The 25,102-nt window shown below is 67.7% G+C and carries 28 protein-coding genes; 10 read left to right on the top strand and 18 right to left on the bottom strand.

Annotation, left to right across the window (positions count from 1 at the left end; translation table 11 throughout):
- The first annotated feature begins 3 nt into the window (after window positions 1-3).
- The 4 genes from AB0M74_RS18765 (at window position 4) to AB0M74_RS18750 (ending at window position 2,211) form a co-directional block, all read left to right on the top strand.
- Window positions 4-216 (top strand): hypothetical protein, encoded by a 213-nt coding sequence (locus AB0M74_RS18765; protein WP_366527523.1) that lies wholly within the window; start codon window positions 4-6, stop codon window positions 214-216.
- 177 nt (window positions 217-393) lie between these two features.
- Window positions 394-855 carry a peroxiredoxin gene (locus tag AB0M74_RS18760; protein WP_366527522.1) on the top strand — a complete coding sequence of 154 codons (462 nt, stop codon included), beginning with the start codon at window positions 394-396 and terminating at the stop codon, window positions 853-855.
- An 89-nt stretch (window positions 856-944) separates the two neighbouring features.
- Window positions 945-1,556: a permease gene (locus AB0M74_RS18755; protein WP_366527521.1), complete on the top strand. Its 612-nt coding sequence runs from the start codon at window positions 945-947 to the stop codon at window positions 1,554-1,556.
- Between the two features lie 145 nt (window positions 1,557-1,701).
- Window positions 1,702-2,211 (top strand): MarR family winged helix-turn-helix transcriptional regulator, encoded by a 510-nt coding sequence (locus AB0M74_RS18750; RefSeq protein WP_366527520.1) that lies wholly within the window; start codon window positions 1,702-1,704, stop codon window positions 2,209-2,211.
- A 63-nt stretch (window positions 2,212-2,274) separates the two neighbouring features.
- Here AB0M74_RS18750 and hisI read toward each other — a convergent pair whose 3' ends face one another.
- The 6 genes from hisI to priA all read right to left on the bottom strand — a co-directional run bounded on the left by hisI (window position 2,275) and on the right by priA (window position 6,825).
- Complete coding sequence (gene hisI / locus AB0M74_RS18745; protein WP_366527519.1) at window positions 2,275-2,622, bottom strand: phosphoribosyl-AMP cyclohydrolase; 348 nt, start codon at window positions 2,620-2,622, stop codon at window positions 2,275-2,277.
- 134 nt (window positions 2,623-2,756) lie between these two features.
- Window positions 2,757-2,897, bottom strand: coding sequence for a hypothetical protein (locus AB0M74_RS18740; RefSeq protein ID WP_366527518.1), 141 nt, complete (start codon window positions 2,895-2,897; stop codon window positions 2,757-2,759).
- 118 nt (window positions 2,898-3,015) lie between these two features.
- Window positions 3,016-4,371: a protein kinase gene (locus AB0M74_RS18735; protein ID WP_366527517.1), complete on the bottom strand. Its 1,356-nt coding sequence runs from the start codon at window positions 4,369-4,371 to the stop codon at window positions 3,016-3,018.
- A gap of 80 nt (window positions 4,372-4,451) precedes the next feature.
- Window positions 4,452-5,225, bottom strand: coding sequence for an imidazole glycerol phosphate synthase subunit HisF (gene hisF / locus AB0M74_RS18730; RefSeq protein WP_366527516.1), 774 nt, complete (start codon window positions 5,223-5,225; stop codon window positions 4,452-4,454).
- Window positions 5,226-5,265: 40 nt separating this feature from the next.
- Entirely contained in the window at window positions 5,266-6,081 is an 816-nt protein-coding gene (locus tag AB0M74_RS18725) for an inositol monophosphatase family protein (RefSeq protein WP_366527515.1), read from the bottom strand.
- Between the two features lie 12 nt (window positions 6,082-6,093).
- Window positions 6,094-6,825 carry a bifunctional 1-(5-phosphoribosyl)-5-((5-phosphoribosylamino)methylideneamino)imidazole-4-carboxamide isomerase/phosphoribosylanthranilate isomerase PriA gene (priA, locus tag AB0M74_RS18720; RefSeq protein WP_328411571.1) on the bottom strand — a complete coding sequence of 244 codons (732 nt, stop codon included), beginning with the start codon at window positions 6,823-6,825 and terminating at the stop codon, window positions 6,094-6,096.
- A 215-nt stretch (window positions 6,826-7,040) separates the two neighbouring features.
- Here priA and AB0M74_RS18715 point away from each other — a divergent pair, with 215 nt between their 5' ends.
- Window positions 7,041-8,324, top strand: coding sequence for a DUF2786 domain-containing protein (locus AB0M74_RS18715; RefSeq protein ID WP_366527514.1), 1,284 nt, complete (start codon window positions 7,041-7,043; stop codon window positions 8,322-8,324).
- Between the two features lie 33 nt (window positions 8,325-8,357).
- Here the strand turns inward: AB0M74_RS18715 and AB0M74_RS18710 are convergent, their stop codons facing one another.
- Window positions 8,358-8,888: a MarR family transcriptional regulator gene (locus AB0M74_RS18710; protein WP_366527513.1), complete on the bottom strand. Its 531-nt coding sequence runs from the start codon at window positions 8,886-8,888 to the stop codon at window positions 8,358-8,360.
- A gap of 159 nt (window positions 8,889-9,047) precedes the next feature.
- Here AB0M74_RS18710 and AB0M74_RS18705 point away from each other — a divergent pair, with 159 nt between their 5' ends.
- Both AB0M74_RS18705 and AB0M74_RS18700 read left to right on the top strand, forming a co-directional pair.
- Window positions 9,048-9,503 carry a nuclear transport factor 2 family protein gene (locus AB0M74_RS18705; RefSeq protein ID WP_366527512.1) on the top strand — a complete coding sequence of 152 codons (456 nt, stop codon included), beginning with the start codon at window positions 9,048-9,050 and terminating at the stop codon, window positions 9,501-9,503.
- A 205-nt stretch (window positions 9,504-9,708) separates the two neighbouring features.
- Entirely contained in the window at window positions 9,709-10,092 is a 384-nt protein-coding gene (locus AB0M74_RS18700) for a hypothetical protein (protein WP_366527511.1), read from the top strand.
- A gap of 117 nt (window positions 10,093-10,209) precedes the next feature.
- On the opposite strand, the gene hisH is transcribed toward AB0M74_RS18700, so the two are convergent.
- From hisH to AB0M74_RS18670, 6 genes are all read right to left on the bottom strand, one after another.
- Window positions 10,210-10,845 (bottom strand): imidazole glycerol phosphate synthase subunit HisH, encoded by a 636-nt coding sequence (gene hisH, locus AB0M74_RS18695; protein WP_366527510.1) that lies wholly within the window; start codon window positions 10,843-10,845, stop codon window positions 10,210-10,212.
- The gene (hisB, locus tag AB0M74_RS18690) at window positions 10,842-11,474 is read right to left on the bottom strand and encodes an imidazoleglycerol-phosphate dehydratase HisB (RefSeq protein WP_366527509.1); all 633 of its coding nucleotides are present in this window, start codon (window positions 11,472-11,474) and stop codon (window positions 10,842-10,844) included. Before hisB ends, hisH begins: the two co-directional genes overlap by 4 nt.
- Window positions 11,475-11,501: 27 nt before the next feature.
- Window positions 11,502-12,635, bottom strand: coding sequence for a histidinol-phosphate transaminase (locus AB0M74_RS18685; RefSeq protein WP_366527508.1), 1,134 nt, complete (start codon window positions 12,633-12,635; stop codon window positions 11,502-11,504).
- Complete coding sequence (hisD, locus tag AB0M74_RS18680; protein ID WP_366527507.1) at window positions 12,632-13,969, bottom strand: histidinol dehydrogenase; 1,338 nt, start codon at window positions 13,967-13,969, stop codon at window positions 12,632-12,634. The genes AB0M74_RS18685 and hisD overlap by 4 nt, the downstream gene beginning before the upstream one ends.
- A gap of 294 nt (window positions 13,970-14,263) precedes the next feature.
- A complete protein-coding gene (locus AB0M74_RS18675) occupies window positions 14,264-14,551 on the bottom strand; it encodes a putative quinol monooxygenase (RefSeq protein WP_366527506.1) in 288 nt (95 codons plus the stop codon).
- Between the two features lie 39 nt (window positions 14,552-14,590).
- Window positions 14,591-15,631 carry an aldo/keto reductase gene (locus AB0M74_RS18670; protein ID WP_366527505.1) on the bottom strand — a complete coding sequence of 347 codons (1,041 nt, stop codon included), beginning with the start codon at window positions 15,629-15,631 and terminating at the stop codon, window positions 14,591-14,593.
- Between the two features lie 141 nt (window positions 15,632-15,772).
- Here AB0M74_RS18670 and AB0M74_RS18665 point away from each other — a divergent pair, with 141 nt between their 5' ends.
- Window positions 15,773-16,627: a helix-turn-helix transcriptional regulator gene (locus AB0M74_RS18665; RefSeq protein WP_366527504.1), complete on the top strand. Its 855-nt coding sequence runs from the start codon at window positions 15,773-15,775 to the stop codon at window positions 16,625-16,627.
- Window positions 16,628-16,632: 5 nt separating this feature from the next.
- Here the strand turns inward: AB0M74_RS18665 and AB0M74_RS18660 are convergent, their stop codons facing one another.
- The 5 genes from AB0M74_RS18660 to AB0M74_RS18640 form a co-directional block, all read right to left on the bottom strand.
- Entirely contained in the window at window positions 16,633-18,291 is a 1,659-nt protein-coding gene (locus tag AB0M74_RS18660; protein WP_366527503.1) for a serine/threonine-protein kinase, read from the bottom strand.
- Between the two features lie 87 nt (window positions 18,292-18,378).
- Window positions 18,379-20,133 carry a penicillin-binding transpeptidase domain-containing protein gene (locus AB0M74_RS18655; RefSeq protein WP_366527502.1) on the bottom strand — a complete coding sequence of 585 codons (1,755 nt, stop codon included), beginning with the start codon at window positions 20,131-20,133 and terminating at the stop codon, window positions 18,379-18,381.
- 72 nt (window positions 20,134-20,205) lie between these two features.
- Window positions 20,206-21,072 (bottom strand): arylamine N-acetyltransferase, encoded by an 867-nt coding sequence (locus AB0M74_RS18650; protein ID WP_366527501.1) that lies wholly within the window; start codon window positions 21,070-21,072, stop codon window positions 20,206-20,208.
- Between the two features lie 83 nt (window positions 21,073-21,155).
- Window positions 21,156-22,157 (bottom strand): prolyl oligopeptidase family serine peptidase, encoded by a 1,002-nt coding sequence (locus AB0M74_RS18645; protein ID WP_366527500.1) that lies wholly within the window; start codon window positions 22,155-22,157, stop codon window positions 21,156-21,158.
- Window positions 22,154-23,392, bottom strand: a complete 1,239-nt coding sequence (locus AB0M74_RS18640; RefSeq protein WP_366527499.1) for an MFS transporter — start codon at window positions 23,390-23,392, stop codon at window positions 22,154-22,156. The genes AB0M74_RS18645 and AB0M74_RS18640 overlap by 4 nt, the downstream gene beginning before the upstream one ends.
- 104 nt (window positions 23,393-23,496) lie before the next feature.
- Here AB0M74_RS18640 and AB0M74_RS18635 point away from each other — a divergent pair, with 104 nt between their 5' ends.
- Together AB0M74_RS18635 and AB0M74_RS18630 are read left to right on the top strand one after the other, a co-directional pair.
- On the top strand, window positions 23,497-23,847 hold the full coding sequence (locus AB0M74_RS18635; protein WP_366527498.1) for an ArsR family transcriptional regulator: 351 nt from the start codon (window positions 23,497-23,499) through the stop codon (window positions 23,845-23,847).
- Between the two features lie 74 nt (window positions 23,848-23,921).
- Entirely contained in the window at window positions 23,922-25,100 is a 1,179-nt protein-coding gene (locus AB0M74_RS18630) for a winged helix DNA-binding domain-containing protein (RefSeq protein WP_366527497.1), read from the top strand.
- Window positions 25,101-25,102 lie beyond the last annotated feature (2 nt).

Below are 25,102 nucleotides of genomic sequence, written 5' to 3'. Positions count from 1 at the left end.
GCTGTGGCAGCGACTCAGCCGCCCTGCGCAGGCCCGACCGGTCGTAAACAAGCCGTCCGGTTCGCACGCGAATCCCGGGCTGCGGGCGGCGTCCCTACCCTTGCGACGTTCCATGTCGCACGCGTTATCCACTTCCAGGCGCTCCTGCGCGCGCACGGCATTGTCGATGACATGCCGACCGAGAACCCCGAGGTCGCCGCACTCATCGGCAGATAGCGACCGAATCTATCGGCACCGTCATCCCAGGTTTCTCCCGCCGATCCAGCGAAAGCCGGAATACAACTCGTACACCCCACCGCGCGCAGGGCGACATGAGACGAAAGCACGGGGTGGCGGGATCCGGGCAGGCATCATGGCATCCGCACCGACGCATCGCCCGGTACTGTCGCCGATATGCAGATAGGCCAGCTCGCACCGCAGTTCGAGCTTCCAGATCAGTCCGGCACCCGACGTTCGCTCGACGCCTTGCTCGCGGACGGTCCCGTGGTGCTGTTCTTCTATCCCGCCGCCAACACCCCGGTCTGCACGGCCGAGGCCTGCCACTTTCGCGATCTTGCCGGCGAATTCGCCACAGTGGGCGCCTCGCCGGTCGGCATCAGTGCCGACGGCGTCGATACCCAGGCAGGGTTCGCGACCAAGCAGAATCTCGGCTACCCCCTGCTCTCGGATGTCGAGGGCATGGTGGCCGCGCAGTTCGGCGTCAAGCGGGGCCTGCTCGGCAAGCTCGCGCCGGTGAAGCGGCACACCTTCGTCATCGACCCTGATCGCACCGTCCGCAAGATCATCACCGGCGAGTTCCGAGCCACTGTGCATGCCGACGAGGCGCTGAAGTTCCTGCGCGAGCGCGTCCGGTAAGCGCCGACACCGATATACTCGAGACGGCGTCTCGAAAACGCCGAGTCGATGATCACCTCACCGCAGATGGCCCGGCCTACGCTGAATTCATGACTTCGAGCGAGGTTCGGCCGGACGGGCAGAAATCCACGCTGGCCACGTGGCGCACGAGGATTCTCGGCGGCCTGGCGGTCATCGCCGTACTGGTCGTCGCCTACTTCATCCTTGCCGCCTTCATCCCACGGTGGTGGGCACAGCGCATCGCGGAATTGGTGAGCGGCAGCTTCGGCAAGGGCATCGGCTGGGGGCTCGTCTACGGCGGATTGTTGACCGCCATACCGCTTTTCCTGATGTTGCTTGCGGCACTCGTGTGGCGTCGTCGCGCAGGCAAGGTGATCGCGGGTGCGGCGGGCGGGCTCGCGGTGATCGCCGCGATCCCGAATCTCATGACGCTGAGCATCGTGCTCGGCGACAACAGCGCCGCCCACGCCGGGCAGCGGATTCTCGATGTCGATGCGCCCGCCTTCCGAGGCGCGTCACTGGTCGGCGCCATCGTCGCACTGGCTGTCTTCCTGCTCGTGGTGCTCGTCGTCGTCCGGCGCGGATGGCGGCGCAAGCATTCCGCTGAGCCGGTGACGTCGGCTCGGCCGCCCCGGTCCGCCACGCCGGGGCCACCGAAGTTCACTCAGGGCAGCGCACCGACACGCCCCGATGGCATGTGAGTGACCTCACGTCACGCAGCAAACTTCATGACGGTCGAGCGAAGTCGTGGCAAACTCAGTGTCGCGGGTGACTGTGAATATGACTTTCAATAAATCGCTAGGCTCACTAACAAAACACGTCACTTGGCTCGAAAGAAGGCAACCAGTGACGAAGTGGCTCGATCCCGTCGAACAGCGAGCTTGGCGTGCGATCGTGGCGCTGATGACTCGGCTACCAGGCGCTTTGGACACCCAGCTGCAGCGCGAGTCCGGGATCACGCACTTCGAATATTGGGTACTCACCCTGCTGTCCGAAGAACCCGGCCACCGGTTGCAGATGAGTGATCTGGCCCACAAGGCAAATGCATCGCTATCGCGACTGTCGCATGTTGTGTCGAAGATGGAGCGGATGGGCTGGGCCGAGCGCTCAGCGACCGCCGGGCGACGCGGTGTGCATGCCGTTCTGACGGACGCCGGCTATTCGAAGGTGGTCGAGGCAGCTCCCGGCTATCAGGATGCCGTGCGCCGGATGGTGTTCGATGGCCTCGATCCGCATCAGACAGCGCAGCTGGCCGACCTCAGCGAAGTGCTGTCGACCCAGCTGGCCGATGCATTGAGTCACGGTGACGCTGCGCCGCCCACCGAGAACGGGACCGAGCAGCCGCCGACGCCCTAGTACCGGCGCCTGCCGACCTGCCGAGCGCGGACAGTTCGTACTGCCTTCCCGACGTGTGGTGACTCAGGCCTTGTCGGCGAGCAACACGTCGGAGTCGAAACAGGTGTGCGTGCCGGTGTGACAGGCCGCGCCCTCCTGGGCGACGACCAGCAAAATGGTGTCACCGTCGCAGTCGAGGCGGACCTCGTGCACGTACTGGGTGTGGCCGGAGGTCTCACCTTTGACCCAGTACTGCTGACGTGAGCGCGAATAGTAGGTCGCCTTGCGCGTTTCCAGTGTCCTGGCCAGGGCTTCGTCGTCCATCCAGGCGACCATCAGCACGTCGCCGCTGCCGCGCTCCTGCGCGACCACGGACACGAGGCCCGCGTCGTTGCGCTTGAGCCGGGCGGCGATGGCGGGGTCGAGAGTCATGCCACCGTTATACAGGGGCCGGGCCCATTGTTCGGCACACGCCTGCGCTGCGCCGGGCTTTGCCGCCTCTGTCCGGCTGAGACGGGCAGATTGCGACGCAGCGACACCAGTCCGTGCGTCGTTCAGTGCGGCGGTCAGGGTTGTCCGCTAGGTTCACCGCGCGCCCGATAGCGCGCACGGCCCGCGTCGGTGATTTCCGTGCAGACGCCGCGCCGATCATCGGACACGTCGCGGTACACGAGCGCGGCGTCGAGCCTGCCGACCAGGCGTGTCATCGAGGCCTGGTTGCGGCCGCCGCCGCTGCTGCGAGCACCGGGGGCCTGAAACGCCGATCCGTTCGCACTCAGAATGTTTCGCGTAGACCCGGCCGGCCGATTCGGGCCGGGGCAAGTCTCAGACAAGGAGGGCAATGACAACTATGACGACGATCAGCACCACGATACCGAGGACGACCAATGCCGTTCCCCCGGAACCGGAGCTGGGCGGTGTCTGGAGACCATACGGCGGCGGGCTCGCCGAGAAGCCAGCGGGTTGCCCTGTGGCAGTGGGATATCCGGGCGCGGCCTGAGACTGCGGACCTGGGTGGTGCGGATTCAGGGGAAGCTGTGGGCTCGGGTGGGGCGGTGAACCCCGATAGGGCTGCGAGCCCGGAGAAGACTGCGGGCTCACGTGTGGCTGCACGCTCGGGTACGGCTGCGAGCCCTGGTAGGGCTGCGAATTCAGGTGCGGTTGTGAGCCCTGGGAGCCCTGCTGGCTCGGGTAAGGCTGCGCATTCCGGTAGGGCTGCGAGCCTGGAGAAGACTGCGGGCTCGGGTAGGGCTGCGGATTCAGGGGCGCATGCTGCTGCGCGGGTGAGTGCATCGGCGCAGCGGTCGCGACCGGGCCGGCCTGGCCTGTCACGGGCATCGCGTGGGGGGCCGACATGTGCAGTGCTCGGTACACCGCCTCGGCGAACTCGGTGCAGGAGCCGTAGCGGTCGGCGGGGCGCTTGCCGAGGGCCCGGATCAGCACCTCGTCCAATGCCGCTGGGAGGTCGGCGCGCCGTGCGGTGACGCGAGGCGGCGGGACTTGGAGATGGCCCTGGATCACCGCGGGCGGGCTCGGCGCTTCGAACGGCGCCGCGCCGGTCAGCAGCCAGTGCAGCGTGCAGGCCAGCGCGTACTGGTCCGCGCGGCCGTCCATCGCAGCACCGGTCAGCTGCTCGGGCGCGGCGTAAGCCAACGTGGCGGTGAAGGTGCCGGTCAAGGTCAGATGGCCGGCGTCGTCGCGCAACCGGGCGATGCCGAAGTCGGTGAGAAATACCCGCTCCTGACCGCCGGTCGCGCGGGCGAGCAGAATATTGGCCGGCTTCACATCACGGTGCAGGACTCCGCTGCCGTGCGCGAAATCCAATGCCTTTGCGGTTTCGGCAACGATCTGAGCCGCCCGCGTCGGCGGCAGTTTGCGCCGATCGACCGTCGAGGCGTCGATGCCGTCGACGTACTGCATGGAGATCCACAGCTGCTCGTCCTCGACACCGCGATCGAACACCGTGACGATATTCGGATGGTCCAGCTGGGCAACCAGATCCGCCTCGCGTTCGAACCGGGCCTTGATCTCATTGTCGCTGAACAACTCCAGGTTGAGCAGCTTCAAGGCCATCGAGCGCGGCAACCGCGGATGCCTGGCCAGATACACCGACCCCATGCCGCCCTGGCCCAGCAGGCGTTCGATGCGGTATCCAGCGAACAGCTCACCTTCACCCAGCACGCCGTTCCTCCGATCGCAGACCTTCGAGCGAGCAGCAAGACCCTAGCTCGAGGCATTGCCCATAGCCAGGTCGGCACAACCTACCTGACGACGATGCCCTCGGTCCGCATAGCGTGTTTGACCTGTGGGATGGTGAGATCACCGAAGTGGAACACGCTGGCGGCCAACACCGCATCGGCGCCGGCGTGCACGGCCGGGGCGAAGTGCTCGATCGCGCCCGCTCCCCCGCTGGCGATCACCGGCACCGACACCGCGGCGCGCACCGCCCGGATCATGGGCAGGTCGAAGCCCGCTTTGGTACCGTCGGCGTCCATCGAGTTGAGCAGGATCTCCCCGACGCCGAGTTCGGCGCCGCGCACGGCCCATTCGACAGCGTCGATGCCCGTGCCGCGCTTGCCGCCGTGTGTGGTGACCTCCCAGCCCGACGGGGTGTCGGGTTGGCCCTGCGCAACGGTGCGGGCGTCCACCGACAGCACGATGCACTGGGAACCGAACCGCTCCGACATTTCGCGCAGCACCTCCGGCCTGGCGATGGCGGCGGTGTTGACCGAGACCTTGTCCGCGCCCGCGCGCAACAGCCGGTCGACATCCTCGACGGTACGCACCCCACCGCCGACGGTGAGTGGGATGAAGATCTGCTCGGCGGTGCGGGTCACCACATCGATCATGGTGCCGCGGTCGCTCGTGGAGGCGGAGACATCGAGGAAGGTCAGCTCGTCGGCGCCCTGGAGGTCGTAGGCGGCGGCCAGTTCGACCGGATCGCCCGCATCACGCAGGTTTTCGAACTTGACGCCCTTGACCACCCGGCCCGCATCGACATCGAGACACGGAATCACGCGTACGGCCAACGTCATCGGCTTATCCTTCCTCGGAAACTGCGAGTACTGCTGCGGCTCATGCTTCGTCGGCGACCGAGCAGATCATGTCCAGGAGTTCTTCATGGACCCCCGGCGCGGCGGCGAGCACCGAACCCGAGGTAATGGTCCACGGCTCGCCTGCCAGATCGGTCACCACGCCCCCCGCGGCGCGCACCAGCGCCACGCCCGCGGCGTTGTCCCAGGGGTGGTGCCCGAACACGATCGCCCCACCCAGCACACCGGACGCGGTGAAGGCCAAATCGATACCGGTCGAGCCGTGCATCCGTACCCGCGAGGACAACCTGCTCAGCGGGCCGAGCAGATCGAATCGGAAGCGACCGGGGATGCGACCGTTGGAATCCACGTTGAACGCGCCGAATCCGATCATCGCCTCCGCCAGTTTGGCTTGCGGCAAGGGCGGCAACGGCTTTCCGTCGAGCAAGACCGGACCACCGGACATGGCGGCGTACCGCCGGTCGAGAACCGGCAGCCAGGTCAGCCCGAGCAGCGGTTCACCGTCGTGCACCAGCGCGAGCAGCATGCCCGACAGCGGATGCCCGGAGGAGTAATTGAAGGTACCGTCGATCGGATCGAGCACCCAGGCGGTGCCCGAGGTCAGCTGCGGGCCGCCGAATTCTTCACCGTGCACCTCGATTCCGGTCTGCTGCTCGAGTCGCGCCGAGATGGTGCGCTCCAACTCCAGATCGAGTTCGGTGGCGAAGTCGTTGCGGCCCTTGGCAACCGCGCTCGGCGCGCCGACACCCTCGACGAAGCGCGCACTGGCGGCATCGAGAATCTCGCTCGCGAGAGCCAGCAGGGACGAAAGTTCGGAATTCGAGCGGGCGGCAGCCATCGGGTCGCAGGCTCAGCGCACCGCGGCCAGCGCTTCGGGCAGCGTGAAGCGGCCCGCGTACAGCGCCTTGCCGACGATCGACCCCTCCACGCCCTCGGGCACCAGCTCGGAGATCGCGATCAGGTCTTCGATGGTTGACACGCCGCCCGAGGCAATGACCGGTGCGTCGGTCGCGGCGCAGACCTCGCGCAGCAGGTCCAGGTTGGGGCCGGTGAGCGTGCCGTCTTTGGTCACATCGGTGACGACATAGCGGGTGCAGCCGTCGCGTTCCAGGCGCTCGAGCACCTCCCACAGGTCGCCGCCGTCGCTGACCCAGCCGCGGCCGCGCAGCCGGTGCTCGCCGTCGATGATGCGCACGTCGAGTCCGACGGCGATGCGCTCGCCGTACTTGGCGAGTGCCCGGGCGCACCACTGCGGGTCCTCCAGCGCGGCGGTCCCGAGGTTCACGCGAGCGCAGCCGGTGCCGAGTGCGGCCTCGAGCGATTCGTCGTCACGAATGCCGCCGGACAGCTCCACCTGCACATCGAGCTCGCCGACCACCTTGGCGAGCAGTTCCCGGTTGGAGCCGCGACCGAAGGCCGCATCGAGATCGACCAGATGCACCCACTCCGCACCGGCTTCCTGCCACGCCAGTGCCGCATCGCGGGGCGAGCCGTAGTTGGTTTCGCTGCCCGCCTCCCCCTGCACGAGGCGCACGGCCTCACCATTGGCGACATCGACAGCAGGTAGCAGCACAAGACTCACGCCAGCAGCTTAGTTGCATGCTCCGCGCCCCCCACCTCCGGCCTGCGGATATGCGCCCTGATCACCGATTGGAACAACCTCCCCGAGCTGGCTGCCCAGGTGTCGGATGGTCTTCGATCGGCCGGCGCGTGCATTATGGCAGCGCTGGTCACCCGCGCCGGCAGCGGCGGCGCGCGACCCCGAGACAGCCGGTCGTCGAGAAGGGAGCGGCGATCATGGGCAAACAGAATCGGCGACGCCGAACCGGGCGGGCGGCCCGTACCGACAATCCGGCGCTGGACGCCGGCGTAGTTTCCTCGGATCCAGAGCGGATCGCCGAGGCGATCACGGCGGCGGCCGTGGCATCGACGCAAGGTAATACCGTTGCGGTGCAGCGCTTCATCGAACAGCTTGTCGGTTCCGGTCCGCTGACGAACGAGCTGGCGGACGGCGTACGACTGGCTGGTCAGCGCATCGTTGATCGGGTCTTTCGGTACGGCTGGCTGCCGAGGGACGTTCATCAGGCAGCCCGTCGACGCGTCGACGAGTTCGCGGTCGGCTACCTCACCGACGTGATGGCCGCCCATCTCGCGCCATTCGCGCCCGAACTGGTGGATGCGACCTGGCGCACCCAGCTCGACGAGCTGGCGGCCGACACGTGGTGGGCGCAGACGCAACCGCACCTCCGCCAGTGGGCGACCCGTCAACTGCTGACCGACACCGAAGCGCTGACGACTGTCGTGGCGGCACTTGCGCTGCTGGTCCAGCTGCCGAAGGTGGAGCTGATTCGACCGTTGCCCGGCGCGGCGAATGTGCATCCGGCCGCGCACCACGGCGTCGACGCGAAGGTGCTCGGCCGCGTCCGCGGGCTGCTCGCGAAGGCGGAGTCGACCTCGTTCCCCGAGGAGGCCGAGACCTTGTCGGCCAAGGCTCAGCAGCTGATGACCAAGCATGCCCTCGACCGCGTGCTCGTCGAGGCGGACACCTCTGTGCCCGATCTGCCCGGTGCCCGCAGGATCTGGCTGGACACTCCCTATGTGGAGGCCAAGGCTCTACTCGTCGAGGTGGTCACCCGGGCCAACCGCTGCCGCGCGATCTTCGTCGCGGCGTGGGAGTTCATGACCGTGGTAGGCGACGACAGCGATCTGGACGCCGTCGAACTGCTGACGACGTCACTGCTCGTGCAAGCGACCAGGGCGATGATCGCCACCGGTAACCAGACCACCCGCAGCGACGAGTCGCGGTCGCGTGCCTTCCGCAAGGCGTTCCTCACCGCGTACGCCACCCGGATCGGTGAACGCCTCGCGGCGACGAACGAGAGCGCGATCGCCGAATCCGCCGATGCCGCACGGCTGTTGCCGGTGCTCGCGCGCCGTCAGCGCACCGTGGACGAGGCTTTCGACGCTCTCTTCCCCGCGGTGCGCAGCCGCGGCATCACGATCCGCAGTGCCGAGGGCTGGGAAGCGGGGCTCGAGGCTGCCGACCGGGCCCGGTTCCACGGTCACTCGGTGAAGCGCTGAGCGGGCAGGTCTGGGTCGTCGGCGAACTTCCCTCTACCCGGAGCGTTTCAGTAGCGCCACCGTCCGGCCTCGTCTCCATGCTGCCCCGACAAACCTGCGCGACCGAAGGCGCCGCACACAACATCGTCTCGTGAGCTCGCACCCGCCCCTGGGGAACTCGCATCGCAGCACACTGGAAACGCCGACGCCGAGATCGGCAGGGAAGGCGCCGTCGAGTCCCTGATCCAGCTGCTCGATGTGACGAGTGCCCGCATTGGTGAGAGTGACGATATTCCGGCGGCGGTCGGCGGAATCGGGGCTGCGCTCGACGAATCCACGCTCGGCGAGGTCGTTGAGGGCGGCGACGATGTCGCTGCGATCGATGCGGGTGCGGCTGCCCAGATCAGCCTGACTGGCCGGGCCCAATTCCCGCAGCACGACGAGCAGGGCGTAGTGGTGGCGATGCGACCCTGTGGTTTCCCAGGCCCGCTCGGCCGCCCGGTCGGCCACGATGGCCACCTGATCGACCAGCTTCGTCGGGCGGGCGCGCGGCCTGCACGGTGCACCTTCGTGCGCGATGTCCATCAGGCCAATCCAGCAATGTTTGTTGGTTGCACCCACGATTGATATGTTGGCACAACCAACATTGGATCAACCAACATTTAGGTCGAGAGGTTCCCCCATGAACAAGATCCGTATCGCATTGGCCGTGGCCGCCCTTTCGCTTGCCGCGCTCGCTGCCGCATGTACGACGATAAGCCGACGCGGCATGAACTGCGAGACCTGGTGGACCGCAACCAGATCACCGTCCTGGTCGACCAGCTGGGCCGTGCCCTGGACGAGGGGCGCTTCGACGACTTCCACACCATCTACACCGCCGAGGCCACCGCGAAGACTCCCGGCGGCAAGGCCGAAGGCCGGGACGCGCTGATCGCACAAGCCAGCCGAAACCACTCCGATGACAGGCGGATTCAGCACTTCATCAGCAATGTGATGATCGATATCAAGGGCTCCACCGCCAACGTCCGAGCCAATCTCATCGCCACCTTCGCCCCCGCACCCACCGATGCGAAGACCCCACCGCAGCCGCAGTACATCCTCGGCGAGATCTATAGTTTCGACGCGCTCCGCACCGGCGAAGGCTGGCGGCTGTCACGGGTGGAGACCACGCCCCTGTGGTCTATCGGCATCCGCCCATAGCCACCCCGGGCAGAGCCGGCTGCCACGGGTTCCTGGTGACAACCCCGACCTCGCGATGACGGAAGCGCCCAATACTGAGACGATCGTGGCACCGTTACCGGGTGCGGCGTCGGCGGCTGCCTTTACCACGATCCCCCTCACCCCCATCGATTCGATTCATCACTTGGCGCGCCAGGTGGGATATACGCGCAGAAGCAGTCTCCCAATGACTCTTGCGCCACCGGAGCCGGGAGAAACCCTCGAGACGTGGAAACCAAGACAGGTACGAAAGTTGTTGAACCGCGATGGAACAGCCCACCTGGAGGGAGCCAGAACACGGCGCGAAATAATGGACAACGGCGGACCTGATATCGACAGCGGGTACGCCGACAACAAGGTGGTTCAGTCCGCGCAGCGCGTATTCAACAATGTCACCGAGGGATCGACAACCTGGAACGATGCAGTTCAGGAGCTGGGCGACATCTACGGCGCTCAACCCAACGCGGTTCTCGGAGGCGACATGCGAGGGTATTACGACAAATTGGCGAACGGCGCGTGGAGTTCATTCCACAAGGGCAGATGGCACGGCCCCCCGAGCGGCGGATCGTGAGCCGTGACTCGGCGTTCGGAGTGCTCGGCGAATTCGCTGTCGGTGTTCGCCGCTGCATCCCAGGTTCCGAACCTACCGTTCGGCAATAACAGCCACCCAACTCGCCTCCGGCCCTGTCTACAGCGAGCCCACCCAGTTGCGCAGTAGCTGTGCGCCCGCGTCGCCGGACTTCTCGGGGTGGAACTGGGTCGCCGCGAGTGGTCCGTTTTCGACGGCCGCCAGGAACGGCACACCGTGCTCGGCCCAGGTGAGCTTGGGCGAGGCGAAATGTTCGCTCGGTGGGAGGTCCCAGGTTTGGGCGGCATAGGAGTGGACGAAGTAGAAGCGGGTGTCGGCGTCCATGCCCGCGAAGAGGGTGCTGTCGTGTGGCGCGGCGACGGTGTTCCAGCCCATGTGCGGCAGCACCGGGGCTGAGAGGCGTTCGACGACGCCGGGCCATTCGGCGCAGCCCTCGGTTTCGACACCGAATTCGACGCCACGCTCGAACAGGATCTGCATGCCGACGCAGATGCCGAGCACCGGGCGACCGCCGGCGAGGCGCTGGCCGATGATGCGCTCACCGCGCACCTTGCGCAGCCCCGCCATACAGGCGGCGTAGGCGCCGACACCGGGAACGACCAGACCGTCCGCGGCGAGCGCGGCCTCCGGGTCCGCGGTGACCTCGACCTGCGCGCCCGCACGCACCAGGGCGCGTTCGGCGGAGTGCAGGTTGCCCGAGCCGTAGTCGAGCAGGACAACGGATCTCTTGGTCACAGCGTCCCCTTCGTCGACGGCACGCCGCTCACCCGCGGGTCCAGTTCGACGGCGGCGCGCAAAGCCCGTGCCACCGCCTTGAATTCGGCCTCGGTGATGTGATGCTGGTCGCGGCCGTAGAGCACCCGCACATGCAGCGCGATACGGGCGTTGAGGGCAATCGACTCGAACACGTGCCGGTTGAGCACAGTGGAATACGGCGCACCCGCGGTGCCGCGACTCGACACCGGCGAGCCGGGAATCACGGCGTGCAGAAGGTGATCCGGTTCCCCGGTGTGCACACAGTACGGCCGACCCGACACATCGACCGCCGCGTGTGCGAGCGTCTCGTCCATCGGGATGAACGCGTCACCGAAGCGCCGGATGCCGGATTTGTCGCCCAGCGCTTTACCGAGTGCCTGGCCTAACACGATCGCGGTGTCCTCGACCGTGTGGTGCGCCTCGATCTCGATGTCACCTTCGGCACGCACGGTCAGGTCGAAGCTGGCGTGTGCACCGAGCGCGGTCAGCATGTGGTCGTAAAACGGGACCCCGGTGGAGATCTCGGTTTTGCCGGTTCCGTCCAGATCCAGCTCGACGACGATGCTGGATTCCTTGGTGATCCGCTCCACCCGCGCTGTCCTACTCATGCTCACTTCCATTCGCTTCGGGGCTGTTCATCGGGGCGTCAGGTCGGTGCCGACCACTGTGGCGCTGACACGCAACAGTTCGTCGTTCTCCGCGGCCAGACCAATCGTGGTGCGCAGATAGCCGGGGATGCCGACATCGCGGATCAGCACGCCCTCGTCCAAGTAGCGCTGCCAGGTCTTCGCGGCGTCGGTGAACCGGCCGAACAGCAAGAAGTTGGCGTCACTGGGGATCACGTCGAAACCGAGGTCGCGCAGAGCTGCCGCGACTCGGTCGCGCTGGGCAGCCAATTCGGCGACGCTGGCCAGAGTTTCGTCGGCATGCCGCAGTGCGGCGCGCGCGGCGGCCTGGGTCACCACCGACAGGTGGTAGGGCAGCCGGACGAGCAGCATCGCGTCGATCACCGCGGGCGCGGCAATCAGGTAACCGAGCCTGCCGCCCGCGAAAGCGAACGCCTTGCTCATCGTCCTGGTCACCACGAGCTTGGTGGGATACCGGTCGATCAGGCCGATCGCGCTGGGCGCGGCAGAGAACTCGCCGTACGCCTCGTCGACCACCACGATGCCGGGCGCCGCGTCGAGGATCCGTGCCAGATCGTCCTGCGCAATGCTGTGGCCGGTCGGGTTGTTCGGGCTGGTCACGAACACCACGTTCGGTGAGCGTTCGACGATGGTGGTCAGCGCGTAATCGATGTCGAGAGCGAAATCCGCGCTGCGCTCGGCCTCGATCCATTCGGTGTCGATGCCCTCGGAGATGATCGGGTGCATCGAGTACGACGGCACGAAACCCAGTGCGCTGCGGCCCGGCCCGCCGAAAGCCTGCAGCAGCTGCTGCAGGATCTCATTGGAGCCGTTGGCCGCCCAGACGTTGGCCGTGTCCACCGCGACACCGGTCTGGCCGCGGAGGTACGCGGCCAGATCCGACCGCAATGCCACCGCGTCCCGGTCCGGGTAGCGGTGCAGATCGGCGGCCGCGGCGCGAATGGATTCGGCGACGTCATCGATGAGCGCCCGGCTCGGCGGGTGCGGGTTCTCATTGGTGTTCAGCTGCACGGGCACCGTCAACTGCGGTGCGCCGTAAGGCTTCTTGCCGCGCAGGTTCTCACGCAGCGGCAGGTCCTCCAGGCTTACTCGGGAGCCGGGCAGGGTGATGTCCGGTGTCATGCCAGCGCCTCGAATCGCGCCTGCACGGCCTGACCGTGTGCGGGCAGATCCTCGGCATTGGCCAGCGCGACCACATGACCGGCCACATCTTTCAACGCGGCCTCGGTGTATTCGACGACGTGGATGCCGCGCAGGAAGGTCTGCACGCTCAAACCCGAAGAGTGCCTGGCACATCCGGCCGTCGGCAGCACATGGTTGGAGCCCGCGCAGTAATCGCCGAGACTGACCGGCGCGTACGCGCCGACGAAAATCGCGCCGGCACTGCGCACGCGTGCCGCCACGGCGGCAGCATCGACGGTCTGGATCTCGAGGTGTTCGGCCGCATAAGCATTCACCACACGCAGGCCCTGCTCGATATCGTCGACGAGCACGGTGCCGGACTGCTTGCCCCGCAACGCTTCCGCGACGCGGTGCGCGTGCTTGACCACCGTCATCTGCGTGCTGAGCGCGGCATCGACGGCATCGGCCAGCTGGACGCTGTCGGTGACCAGGACGCTGGCCGCCAGCACATCGTGCTCGGCCTGGCTGATGAGGTCGGCGGCCACATGCACCGGATCGGCGGCGGCGTCGGCCAGGATCGCGATCTCGGTCGGGCCCGCCTCGGCATCGATCCCGACCAGGCCGCGGCACAACCGCTTGGCCGCGGTGACGTAGATATTGCCGGGGCCGGTGATCAGGTCGACCGGCTCCAACTCGGCGCCATCGGTGTCGGTGCCGCCGTAGGACAGCAGTGCGACGGCCTGTGCGCCGCCGACAGCCCAGACTTCCTCGACACCGAGCAGCTTCGCGGCCGCCAGGATCGTCGGGTGCGGCAGTCCACCGAACTGTGCCTGCGGCGGCGAGGCGACGACAAGGGAATCGACCCCCGCCGCCTGCGCGGGCACCACGTTCATCACGACGCTGGACGGGTAAACAGCATTGCCGCCCGGCACGTACAGGCCGACCCGCTCGACCGGCACCCAACGCTCGGTCACGGTGCCGCCCGGCACGACCTCGGTGGTGGTGTCGGTGCGGCGCTGGTCCGCGTGCACCGTGCGGGTCCGTTCGATGGCGACCTCGAGCGCGGCCCGCACGGCCGGATCGAGGTTGTCGAGCGCGGCGTCGAGCTCGGCGGCGGGCACCCGGACGCCGGGCGGGATCACGCCGTCGAACTTCTCGCTGAATTCCAGCGCCGCCGAGACACCGCGGTCACGGATGGCCTCGACCACCGGTCGCACCTGAGGCAATACCGAGTCGACGTCGACCCCTCCGCGCGGCAGCGCAGTGCGCAGCTCGGCAGCGGAGGGAGTGCGACCGCGCAGATCAACGCGGGCGAGCTCGATGCGGCTTGTCATCTCGGTGTGCAGTCCTGTCTGTGCTGGTCATGCTTGGAGTTCGGCTACCAGCCTATCGGGCGGTCGCCACCGGTTAACCGGCGCATAGAGACAGATCACGCCACAGCGCCCGCCCCGATCACGTTATCCGGCGATCACCGAGGTCGCCGCCGCCGATCAACGGCCCTCGATAGAACGCCGGGCCGGACCCGGACCTGCCTCGGGCAGGCGATGGGATCGTTTGCACTCGCGACCGGGAAGACACGACAGCCCCGCACCGGATCGGGAGAACCGGTGCGGGGCCGCGGGGGTCGATCAGGCGGTGACGAGGCGCTTGATCACCATCGGCTCGGCGAGGATTTCGGCGAGCACGTCGCGCACGTGAAAGAAATGCGGGGTGGTGAAGTGCTCGTCGAGGGCATCGGGGCCGGTCCATTCCTCGACGAGAACCATCCGGGCGGCATCGTTGGGGTCGGTGTAGGGCTGGTAACCGAGGCAGCCGGGTTCGGCGAGTGACGGCTCGATCATTGCTTCGAGGGCGGTGCGCAGACGGTCCTCTTGTCCGGCTGCGGCGCGGAATTCGGCGACAACGTGCAGGTTCATCGGGATTCTCTTTCGGTGTAGAGCGGTGGGCGGTGTTCGTCAGGCCAGTGCGGGGCCGGTTCCCGCACCGGTGGTGGTGATCGCGGTGGCGATGTCCTGGAGGTCGGTGGGGGTCAGCGTCAGCTCACGCGCGCCGATCCAGCCGTCGATCTGCGCGACGTTGCGCGCCCCGACGATCGCGCCGGTCACGCCCGGCCATGCGGTCGCCCAGGCGAGAGCCACCTCGGCCACGCCTACGCCGTGCCGTGCGGCTATCGGGCGCAGCGCCGCGACGAGGGCGAGGTTCGCGGTGAGACCGGTGGTGAAGTCCGGATGCGACGAACGCCAATCGTCAGCGCCGAGGGTACGGGCCCGCTCCGCGTCGAACGCGCCGGTGAGCAGCCCCGATTGCAGCGGCGAGTACACGATCACGCCGGTGCCGTGCTGCTGTGCCCAGGCGATGTCCGGTGCCGCCGAACGATTGATCGCCGAGAACGGCGGCTGGATCGCATCGACATGGGCAATGCTTTCGGCGACCTCGAGCTGTGCCGCGTCGTGGTTGGACAGCCCGATCGCGCGCACCTTGCCTTCCTTCTTCAGGTCGGCCATCACCTGCCAGTACTCCGCCAACGGTGTCGCCGCGCCCCCGGCCGCGCCCTCGGCGCCGTAGACGAATACCGCGCCGGTGTCGGGCCAGTGCACCTGATAGAGGTCGATGTGGTCGACGCGCAGCCTGCGCAGCGAAGCCTCCAGCTCCTGACGCACCGTGTCGGGCCGCATGATCCGGCGTGGCGGGCCGGTGCGATCGTCGCCTTCCGACCAGATCAGGCCGGTTTTGGTGAACAGGTACGGCCGTTCGGCCTCGGGGATACCCGCGAGCGCGGTGCCGACCAGGTCCTCGGCATGGCCGAGTCCGTAGGCGGGTGCGGTGTCGATCCAATTGAGACCCGCGCCGATCGCATGCCGGATCGCGGCGATCGAGTCGGCATCATCGGTAGTGCCCCACGAGTACTGCCAGCCTGCGCCTGCGATCACCCAGGTGCCGAAGCCGAGCGGAGTGAGGTTCATGCCCGTATCGCCGAAGGGGCGCGTGGTGTTCATGGTGTCTGTCTCCAGTCCGTGCCGGAACCGTTCCGGCGGTGACAACAACTTTCGGCGAGCGACGCGGCAGTAAACAGCGCCGCTCGAGCCTGGGCACACCGCGACCACCCTCGCGGGCGATCGCACCGTAATACTGGAATCGTGAGTCTGGATCGACGCGCCGAACTCGGCGAATTCCTGCGTTCGCGGCGGGCGCGCCTGCGTCCCGAGGAGGTCGGGCTGCCCGGCTACGGCAGCCGCCGTCGGGTGCCCGGCCTGCGCCGCGAAGAACTGGCAATGCTGGCCGGCGTGAGTGTCGATCACTATGTGCGCCTGGAACAGGGCCGCACACTGCACTTTTCGGAATCGGTACTGGACGCGGTGGCCCAGGCGTTGCGGCTGAACCCGGTCGAACGCGACCATCTGTACCGGCTGGCGCGGCCGTGGTCGGGCGACGAACCACCCGGCGAGCAGCAGGTGCGTCCGGGTCTGCGCAGACTGCTCGACGCCGCGGGCGAGGTGCCCGCGTATGTGGTCGGCCGCGGCACCAACGTGCTGGCCTGGAATCCGATTGCCGCGGCACTCATCACCGATTTCGGCGCGCTACCGCCCCGCGAACGCAACCTGGCCCGACTGGTCTTCCTCGACGAGGGTATGCGCGAACTCTACGAGGATTGGCCCGCCAAGGCTGCCGACGTCGTTGCCTACCTGCGGCTGGACGCGGCCCGCAATCCTGGCGACGAGGGCATCACCACCCTCGTCGCGGAGCTCAGCGGCATCCCGGAGTTCCGCGAACAGTGGGACAAGTACGAGCTCGAGGATAAAACCCACGGCCGCTACGCCTATCTGCACCCGGTGGTCGGGAGGCTGGATCTCGGTTTCGAAACGCTACGTCTGCCCGACGACCCGGACCAGGCCCTGGTCATGCACACCACCGAGCCGGAATCGGCCAGCGCGACAGCGTTGCAGCTGCTGGCGACATGGCGAGAGAACACCGCACATTCCCGCCTGCGGTGATCCGGTCAGCCTGCTGCCTTGGTGTCGCTGTCAATGAGTGGGGCCCCGCTGCCGGCGTTGATCAACCGCAGCGTCACCGACCTGTTCTGACCCGCATAGGTCACGCTGGCCACATTGATTTCCACCGAACCGTCGGGGTTGGTGCCGGTACCACCATCGGCCGCATCAACAGTGTTGAAGCCCGTGACCCGATTCTGCGTCCAGTAATCCTGGAAGGCCGACTGACTGCCGTAGACCCGCTGGGCAGCGGGAGTCAACTGTTTCCATGCAGCCGCGAACCTCAGATAGGTGAGGTTGTTGTAGAAGTCCACCACTTGATCGATGGATTGCCGCGAGTCTGCCGGGCCGACGCTCTTCGTCTGCCCCGGCGTGCCGGCAGCGGTCGTGGAACTGGCGCCCGAGGACACCGAGGACGACGGCGGGCTCGCCTGCCCGGACGGTGTGCCGCCACCGCCCTGGCTCAGTGCACCGAACAGCAGCGCGACCACCGTCACCAACCCACCCACCGACGCGCCGATCAGCACTGCCTTGCGCACACCGCTCGACTTGCGCGGCACCGGACGCGGCTGCGTTGTCGTGCGCGGATGCGCGGCGGTGCGCGGATGCGCGGCCGTGTTGGGCTGTCTGGTGTTTCGCGGCGGCGGCGTCGGACGCGGTTGCCGTTCGGTGGGTGGATACTGCGTCGAGGCGTTGACCGACGGGCGCAGAGCGCGGGTGGCCGATTCGGGCTCACCGACCTTGCGTCTGCCGAAAGCCTCACTGGCAGGGATGAATCCGGCGGGTACCGGCGTGGAACCGGAGTCCGCGAGCGCGGCGAGATGGTCGTGCGCGGCCCGCATGGTCGGCCGGTCTTCGGGTTCCGGACTCAGGAGCTGCAGCAGGAAATCGGTGGCCGGGCCAGCGTGGCGCGGCTCGCTCACCTGGCCGTTGGCGGCCGCGTACAGCACCGCGAGCGGGTTGGCGCTCGAGCCGTAGGGCGGCTCACCCTCCAGCGCGTGGAAAAGAGTTGCGCCCAAGGCGAATACGTCCGAGGCCGGGGTGGGATCGGCACCGCGGGCGCACTCCGGGGCGAGATAGGCGGCGGTGCCGCAGATCAGGCCGGTCTCGGTGAGCGTGACGTCACCGGTGGCACGCGAGATGCCGAAATCTGTGATCTTCACCGTGCCGTGGTCGTCGAGCAGGATGTTGCCCGGCTTGACGTCGCGGTGCACGATCCCCGCCTGATGCGCCGCGATCAACGCCGAGGCCACCTGCTCGCCCATCCGCGAGACCTGCGGCAGCGCCAGCATGCCCTGCGCGGAGATCACCGCGGCCAGGCTGCGCGAATTCATGTACTCCATCACCAGACAGGGGTCGCCCTCGTGTTCGGTGATGTCGAACACCACGATGGCGTTCGGATGCTGGAATCGGGCCGCATTGCGCGCCTCACGGATCGCTCGCTGTCGCATGACGTCGCGATCTGCCGGAGGCAGGCTGGGCTGGATGTGGATCTGTTTGACCGCTACCGAGCGCTGCAGCCGTTCGTCCATGGCACGCCAGACGACACCTGTGCCGCCGCTACCAATCCGCTCGACCAGGCGGTAGTGTTCCGCGATCAATTGACCGGTATCGATGGCGCCTACTCCGAACCTTCTCGAAATCGTGACATACCGCGTATTGACCACCCACGCGTTTCGGGGACGAGTGTAGCGGGCCGCAATCCAGGGCACGCGACAGCAGTGACATATCCGCCGCCCAGACCGCGGCAATGACTATCGCCGAGCCCGCAGCATACGTCCGGCAGCCGCCACCGCGGGGCCCGAACTCCCCGCGTCACTGACGAATACGGCGAACGCCAGGTCTGCGTCGATACCGACGAACCAACCGTGGGCGTGCTTGTCGTCGAGGTACTCCGCGGTGCCGGTCTTGCCGAGCAGGCCGGGGATGTCACGCAGCGCGGTGGCGGTACCACCGGTGATGGTCTCGCGCATCATGGATTTCACCTGGTCATCGACGGTCGGCGGCAGCAGTTCCGCGGTCTTGTCCGCGACGCCGGGCCGCCCGGCCACCAGGACGGGTGCGGGCGCCGAACCGCGGGCGAGCGCGGCCGCGACCAACGCCATCCCGAACGGCGAGGCTGTCACCTGGCCCTGTCCGATACCGGATTCGACGCGTTGCGCGGGGGTTTCGGCGGCCGGCACCTTACCGGTGACGGTGGTCAATCCCGGTGTGACGTAGTCGACACCCAGACCGAGCTGTGCGGCCGCTTTCGTCAACGCGTCGGTCGGCAACTTCACCGCTAACTCACCCATGGTGGTGTTGCAGGAGCGCGCGAAGGCGGTGTGCAGCGGCACCTGACCGAGGTCGAAGTTGTCGTCGTTCGGGATCCGGCGGCCCTCGATATTCGCGACGCCAGGACACGGCAGCACAGTGTCCGGCGTGACCGATCCCGCCAGCAACGCGGCCGAAACCGTGACGGTCTTGAAGGTCGACCCCGGCGGGTACAGACCGGTGAGCGCGATCGGGCCCTGTGCGTCGGCGGCGGCATTCTGGGCGACCGCGAGCACATTGCCGGTGGACGGTTGCAGCGCCACGATCGCGGCGGGCTGCGCGATCGGCGTGAGCGCCTCCTCGGCGGCATGCTGCAGGTCGAGATTCAGCGTGGTCGTGATGTCGGCGGTCGGCTGCGGATCCCGCCCGGCGAGGCGCTTGCTGCCGTCGGGAATCCGGACACCCACCGCCCAACCCGTTGCCGCGTCGACTTGCTCCTGCCAAAGCTCGGCCAGGCCCGCCAACGTCGGCGACGCCAGCGACTTGTCGTTGGTCAGCAGCCGGGTCTGCGGGGCGAGGGTGACGCCGCGAGCCGTCTCGAGCGCGGCCTGGATCGGCGCGATGTCGACAGCGCGCAGGGTGATCGCGGTGATCGGCTTGCCTTGGGCCGCGGCGAGATCCGCCTGCAGTGATTGCTCGGTGAGGCCCGGGGCCAACGGACCGACGATGGCGGCGATCGCGGCGGTGTCCGCGCCGGGACTCACGTTCACCAGCGTCACCACCTGCTGGGTCAGCAGTTCGCCGCCGGACGCGTCGAGGATGCGGGCGGGCCGGGGGTACACCGGGTCGTAGGTCGGCGAACCGATGTCGAGCCCGGGCGCGACGGCGGTCGGATCCCACTCGACCTTCCAGCCATCGCCGGTGTCGTGCGCGGCGCCGGTTGTGGTGGTGTAGGTCCACACGTTCTTGCCGTCCGGTCCGAACTTCCAGGTGGCGGCAAGGGTGAAGGAGTTCTTGTCCACCGAGCGGACCTCGAAGGTCACGTCTTTGCCGAGACCGTCGTAGAGCCCGTTCAGCCTGTGCGCGGCCTCGGTCGGATCGTCGGTCAAGGCCGCGGCGGCGGCGATATCGTCACGGTTCAGCGCGTCGGCGAATTGCCCTGCGACGGTGTCAGGCTGGTCCGGACCGGAACTGCAACCGGTCAACACCAAGGCGGGCGCGGCGAACAGGATGAGGACCTTCCGGTGGGTGCGCACCCGGCCGACTGTATCGGGCGACGGCGGCGCATCGGGGTAGCCACGTGGCATCGAGGCGCCGCCGACCGCTGGTCAGCCCGCGAGCCACGGCCCGTCGGCCAACGCCGCTGCGTCGGCGTCGGCGAGGTCGATGTCGAAGACTTCCGACAGGATCTTGGGCAGTTCGCCGGGTGTCAGCTCCCGCACCTCGCCCGAGCCGTCCGGGCGTTCTACCGTCCAGGTGGTGCCGTCCAGGATGTGATGGACCTCCGGGAGGAACCGTTGCACGAACGGCCGCATGGTGAAAGGCGAACGCGCCGAGGTCGACACGAAGTGATTGCCCACCGCGAAATCTATCCGGTACTGCGGATTCAGGGTGAAGGTGTAGCGGGTGACCCAGCCGTCACGGCCGAACTGGTGCAGCACCCACAGGTCGCTGTCGAGCTCGCCGCTGGTGCGCTCCAACCGGAATCGCCACTCGCCGATGGCGAACTCACCACGACTTTCGGTCAGCTCGTAGGGCTGAAGCGGGCCGGAACCGAATCCGACATCGCAGAGCCACGCCCGGTCGTCGTCGCTGGTCGTCACGCGCAGCAGCGCATGGGTGGCAGGCCGTAGGCCGATGTCGACGCCCATGGTCACGCGGCCGCTGAGACCGGTGACGCCGAACCCGAGCCGCTCCAGCACGGCCGCGAACAGCCCGACGTTCTCGTAGCAGTAGCCGCCGCGGCGTTGCCGGATCATCTTGTTCTGCAACGACTCCAGATCCAGCGGAATGTCACGGCCGAGGATGATCTCCAGATTCTCGAAGGGGATCGTGGTGGTGTGCGCGTGCACCAGCGCCCGCAAGGTCGCGAGAGTCGGACTGCGGTCACCATCGAATCCGAGGCGTGCCAGATACGCGTCCAGGTCCAGCTCCTCGCCGCTCCAGCGATAGGCGGGATCGTCGGGCTTGCTCATCACACCTCTTCCTCTTGTCCGACTCATCGAGGCAACCACACAGCTGCCGGAACTGTTCCGCCGCGGTGCCGCAATCGCGTGACTCAGGCGGCGCACTTCGCATTCGGCGGTGCCGCGGGGACAGTGACAAGCCCGTGCGCGACATCAACGACGTAGTCGCGGTCCGGGCCGTCGGTCGGCTCGGTGCCGGTGAGCAGGCGTTCGACCACACAGCCGCCTTCGAAGAACGCCGGGCCGACACTGTGGTCACCGGGCACCACGACGCCGTCGAGGTCTCGCCCAGTGACAATGGTGTACATCGAGGTCGGCTTGCCCGCGGCGCGCAGGCCTGCCCGCATCTCCAGGCTGGTCGCGTAGGGAACCACGTCGTCGGCGATGCCGTGCACCAGGAACGCGCGCTCGATATCCATCCGGCCTGCCAGCAGCACGGGCGAGCGTTCGAGATAGGCCTGCGGACAGGTGGTCGGCGGGCAGCCGCCCGCATCGCGTTCGATCTGCGCGGGCAACTTCGGGTCGACTCCCGCCGAGGCGAGCCACATCGTGAAATCGTCTGCCGGGCCGTAATTGTCGACCCAGTAGTCGAACAGCCCAGGCGGCCCGTTGGCCGCGGCGAGGCCGCTCATGATCCCGCCCTGACTCCAACCCCACAGCACGGTGCGGGCAATCGAGGGATGCTCGTCGCGGTACCACTGGGTTGCCGCGACGATGTCGTGCCAGCCTGCCCACAGGTTCCATTCGCCGGGCTTCCATACGCTGGTCGCGCTGCGCAGATCCATCGACACGATCGGGGTCGCAGTGCGCTGCGCGATCGAGGTCAGATAGCCCGCGTAGTCGGTTGCCGCACCACCGTGTCCGTGCACGGCGTTCACCAGGTCCCGCGGCGCGAGATCGCCCGGCGCGCACCGGTACGGCTCGTAGACCAGCCCGGTCGCATCCTCACTGTCCACGGTCAGCGTGATCGGCCGCACCGCGACTCGCACCGGGCATTCCGGCTCCGCCGAAACCGACGGTGCGACAGAAATGGTCGCCGCGAGCACGCTCAGCACCGCACACCACACCGCGAGCAGTCCGTATCCGCGCGTCATCCTCGCATGATGCCATGCCGCGATCCGCGTCCGGCGGCGCGAACACCGACAAGAAGTCCACCCGCGACGGCGGCGGTGAACACGACCATGGCAAAAGTGGCGGTGGCACCGGTCAAACCGATTGCGTCGCTGAGGAACCCTGCCGCGAGCGGCAGTACCGCCGCGGGCACATAGCCGCCGACATTCTGGGCGGCGTTCGCCTCGGCCAGCCGCGCGGCGGGCACGGCGGCACTGATCGCCGTCAGTCCGGCGAATTGCCCCATTCCCTGCCCGAGACCGGCCAGCACGGCGGCCCCGCCGAACAACACGATGGACGCGGTGGACACCGACACCGCCAGCGCGATCATGCTCGCCGCGGTCGCGACGGCACTGCCGACCATGATGGCGCGAATCGGCAACCGCCGCACCGCGAACTGGATGCCGGTCGCGCCGAGGAACATGACGAAGGCCAGCCCGCCCGCGACAACCCGGTTGGTGGTACCGAGCAGGTCCGACAGTAACGACGGGCCCAGCGACAGCACGAAGGAGGTGGCGGTGATCCCGGGCGCGAAGACAGCGATCCCGAGCAATACCGCCGCCTGTCCGCCCGGCGCCACCGCAGGGATCCGGATCCACGACCCGCGCCCGCCCGCGCCCTTCGACAAGCGCAAGCGTGCGACCACCAGCGATGCCGAGACCAGCAGCGCGAACTCGACGGCGAAAATGGTGACGGTCGGGCCTGGCAAGGTCTCCGAAAACACCCCGGCCAGCAACGGCCCGAACCCGGCGCCGAGCACCATCGCCGCGGACGCCGCCAGTGCGGCAAGCCGTTTGCGCTCTGGGCCGCCGACATCGGTGACCGCCGCCATCCCGGCGGAGACGGCGGCACCCACCCCGATCCCGGTCAGCAGCCGAGCGAGTGCGAGCACGAGTACCGAAGTCGCCGTGGCGAAGAGCACGCACGCGAGCATCGCGAGCGCGAGCGCAGGCAGCAGCACCGGCTTGCGTCCGAGGCGATCGGACATCACACCGGCCACCAGCAGTGCGCCGAGCAGACCGGCGATGTAGCAGGCGAAGATCGCGGTCAAAGTGCCCGAGGAGAAGCCGAGTGAGCGCTGCCAGACGACATACAGCGGGGTCGGCGCGTTCGACAGAACGAATACCGCGAACACCGGCCAGGCCGCCAACCAGATCATCGCGCTGTGTGCCCGGTTTTTGCCGGCCGCCCCTTGCGGCCGAGTCACGACTGCCGTCATGCGATCTCCTAGTTCGATTCCTCTAGTACTGGTACGACAATATTCGAACTTAGCATCTAGTACGATAGAACTCGTACAAGGCGTCCACGAACCGAGGAGACCCGATGCCGTCGGCCACCCGCGCACCCGACACCACCGTCGCGCCCCTGCCCGAGCCCGCCCGCGCCGATCTCCGCCTCGAAGACGTGCTCGGCGTACTGAGCGACCCGCTGCGACTACACATCGTGCAGAAGCTGCTACTCGAGTCGCCCGACACCGATCGCTCCTGCGGCTGGTTCGGCATCGATCGACCGAAATCCACACTCACCCACCACTTTCGAGTACTGCGCGAGGCAGGCGTCACGCGCCAGCAGCAATACGGGCTCGAACGGCGCAGCCGCGTGCGCATCGAGGATCTCGACGCGCGCTTCCCCGGCCTGCTCGCTCTCGTGCGCGCCTGGCGACCGGCGGACTGAAACCGCCGAGCTTCGGGCTCTGACGCACGCGTCCGACGTCGTCGAAGATCGGCCACGGCGGTTAAGATTCGCCTATGCGTTCGATTGATGCGGCACAGCGGCGGGCACGGCTCGCGGTACGACACCGACTTGCCACTGCTGCCCGCACCGATGCGGTCACCGATATCGCACGGTCGCTCGTCGTTCTGCACGCGACCGATCCCGCGACGGTGTTCCTATCGGTCGGCGCACGCAGCCATACCCTCACTCCGGCGCACGTCGAGCGGGCGCTGTACGACGACCGCACCCTGCTGCGATTGCTCGCGATGCGGCGGACCATGTTCGTCGCGCCGGTGGAGCTGTTGCCGGTCCTACAGGCTTCGTGCGCGGACGCGCTCGCCGACAAGCAGCGCCGCACCTATGGCAAGTTTCTCGAGGTAGCCGGTGTGGTCGACGGCAATGTTCGCGAATGGCTCGCGGATGTCGAAGACGAGACCCACAAGGCGCTGCTCGCCCGCGGAGCGGCCACCGGCGCCCAACTGAGCAAGGATGTGCCTCGGTTGCGCACGCAGGTGGATCCGGCACCGGGGAAGGCCTATTCGAAGCCGACCAGCATCACCACCTGGGTGCTCGTGATCCTCGGTGTCGAAGGCCGCATCGTGCGCGGTCGCCCGAACGGCAGCTGGACAAGCAGCCAATACAGCTGGACCCCGGCGGAATCATGGCTGCCCGACGGTGTCGCGAGGATGCCCGCGGACCTCGCGCGCGCCGAACTGGTCCGAAAATGGTTGTCGGCCTTCGGTCCCGCCCCCGTCGCCGACATCAAATGGTGGACCGGGTGGTCCCTCGGCGACGTCCGCAAGGCCCTCGCCCTCCTCGATACCGTCGAGGTCGACCTGGATGGTGCCACCGGCATCCTGCTCGCCGACGACCTCGAGCCCGTCCCCACGCCCGACCCCTGGGTCTCGCTGCTGCCCGCTCTCGACCCCACCCCGATGGGCTGGCAGTCGCGCGACTGGTATCTGGGCCCGCACGCGCCGGCCCTGTTCGACCGCAATGGCAATATCGGCCCCACCATCTGGTGCGACGGCCGCATCGTCGGCGGCTGGGCACAGCGCAAGGACGGCGAGATCGCCTACCGCCTCCTGGAAGACGTCGGCTCCGACGTCGCGGCCATGATCGACGCCGAAGTCGCCCGCACCACCGACTGGTTCGGCGAGGTCCGCGCCATCCCCCGTTTCCGCACCCCACTCGAGCGTGAACTCACGGCTTGAGC

This window comes from Nocardia sp. NPDC051463, from assembly GCF_040681975.1.
Taxonomy (GTDB): Bacteria; Actinomycetota; Actinomycetes; order Mycobacteriales; family Mycobacteriaceae; genus Nocardia.
This window is presented reverse-complemented; position numbering and strand designations above follow the sequence as displayed.

What these genes read in the sequence shown, in the direction of transcription:
- AB0M74_RS18760 (WP_366527522.1), top strand. Translation starts at nt 394, where the DNA reads ATGCAGATAGGCCAGCTCGCACCGCAGTTCGAGCTTCCAGATCAGTCC.
- AB0M74_RS18755 (WP_366527521.1), top strand. Translation starts at nt 945, where the DNA reads ATGACTTCGAGCGAGGTTCGGCCGGACGGGCAGAAATCCACGCTGGCC.
- hisI (WP_366527519.1), bottom strand. Translation starts at nt 2,622, where the DNA reads ATGACTCTCGACCCCGCCATCGCCGCCCGGCTCAAGCGCAACGACGCG.
- AB0M74_RS18740 (WP_366527518.1), bottom strand. Translation starts at nt 2,897, where the DNA reads ATGACACGCCTGGTCGGCAGGCTCGACGCCGCGCTCGTGTACCGCGAC.
- hisF (WP_366527516.1), bottom strand. Translation starts at nt 5,225, where the DNA reads ATGACGTTGGCCGTACGCGTGATTCCGTGTCTCGATGTCGATGCGGGC.
- AB0M74_RS18725 (WP_366527515.1), bottom strand. Translation starts at nt 6,081, where the DNA reads ATGGCTGCCGCCCGCTCGAATTCCGAACTTTCGTCCCTGCTGGCTCTC.
- AB0M74_RS18715 (WP_366527514.1), top strand. Translation starts at nt 7,041, where the DNA reads ATGGGCAAACAGAATCGGCGACGCCGAACCGGGCGGGCGGCCCGTACC.
- AB0M74_RS18710 (WP_366527513.1), bottom strand. Translation starts at nt 8,888, where the DNA reads ATGGACATCGCGCACGAAGGTGCACCGTGCAGGCCGCGCGCCCGCCCG.
- AB0M74_RS18705 (WP_366527512.1), top strand. Translation starts at nt 9,048, where the DNA reads ATGTACGACGATAAGCCGACGCGGCATGAACTGCGAGACCTGGTGGAC.
- AB0M74_RS18700 (WP_366527511.1), top strand. Translation starts at nt 9,709, where the DNA reads ATGACTCTTGCGCCACCGGAGCCGGGAGAAACCCTCGAGACGTGGAAA.
- hisB (WP_366527509.1), bottom strand. Translation starts at nt 11,474, where the DNA reads ATGAGTAGGACAGCGCGGGTGGAGCGGATCACCAAGGAATCCAGCATC.
- AB0M74_RS18685 (WP_366527508.1), bottom strand. Translation starts at nt 12,635, where the DNA reads ATGACACCGGACATCACCCTGCCCGGCTCCCGAGTAAGCCTGGAGGAC.
- hisD (WP_366527507.1), bottom strand. Translation starts at nt 13,969, where the DNA reads ATGACAAGCCGCATCGAGCTCGCCCGCGTTGATCTGCGCGGTCGCACT.
- AB0M74_RS18675 (WP_366527506.1), bottom strand. Translation starts at nt 14,551, where the DNA reads ATGAACCTGCACGTTGTCGCCGAATTCCGCGCCGCAGCCGGACAAGAG.
- AB0M74_RS18670 (WP_366527505.1), bottom strand. Translation starts at nt 15,631, where the DNA reads ATGAACACCACGCGCCCCTTCGGCGATACGGGCATGAACCTCACTCCG.
- AB0M74_RS18650 (WP_366527501.1), bottom strand. Translation starts at nt 21,072, where the DNA reads ATGAGCAAGCCCGACGATCCCGCCTATCGCTGGAGCGGCGAGGAGCTG.
- AB0M74_RS18645 (WP_366527500.1), bottom strand. Translation starts at nt 22,157, where the DNA reads ATGACGCGCGGATACGGACTGCTCGCGGTGTGGTGTGCGGTGCTGAGC.
- AB0M74_RS18640 (WP_366527499.1), bottom strand. Translation starts at nt 23,392, where the DNA reads ATGACGGCAGTCGTGACTCGGCCGCAAGGGGCGGCCGGCAAAAACCGG.
- AB0M74_RS18635 (WP_366527498.1), top strand. Translation starts at nt 23,497, where the DNA reads ATGCCGTCGGCCACCCGCGCACCCGACACCACCGTCGCGCCCCTGCCC.
- AB0M74_RS18630 (WP_366527497.1), top strand. Translation starts at nt 23,922, where the DNA reads ATGCGTTCGATTGATGCGGCACAGCGGCGGGCACGGCTCGCGGTACGA.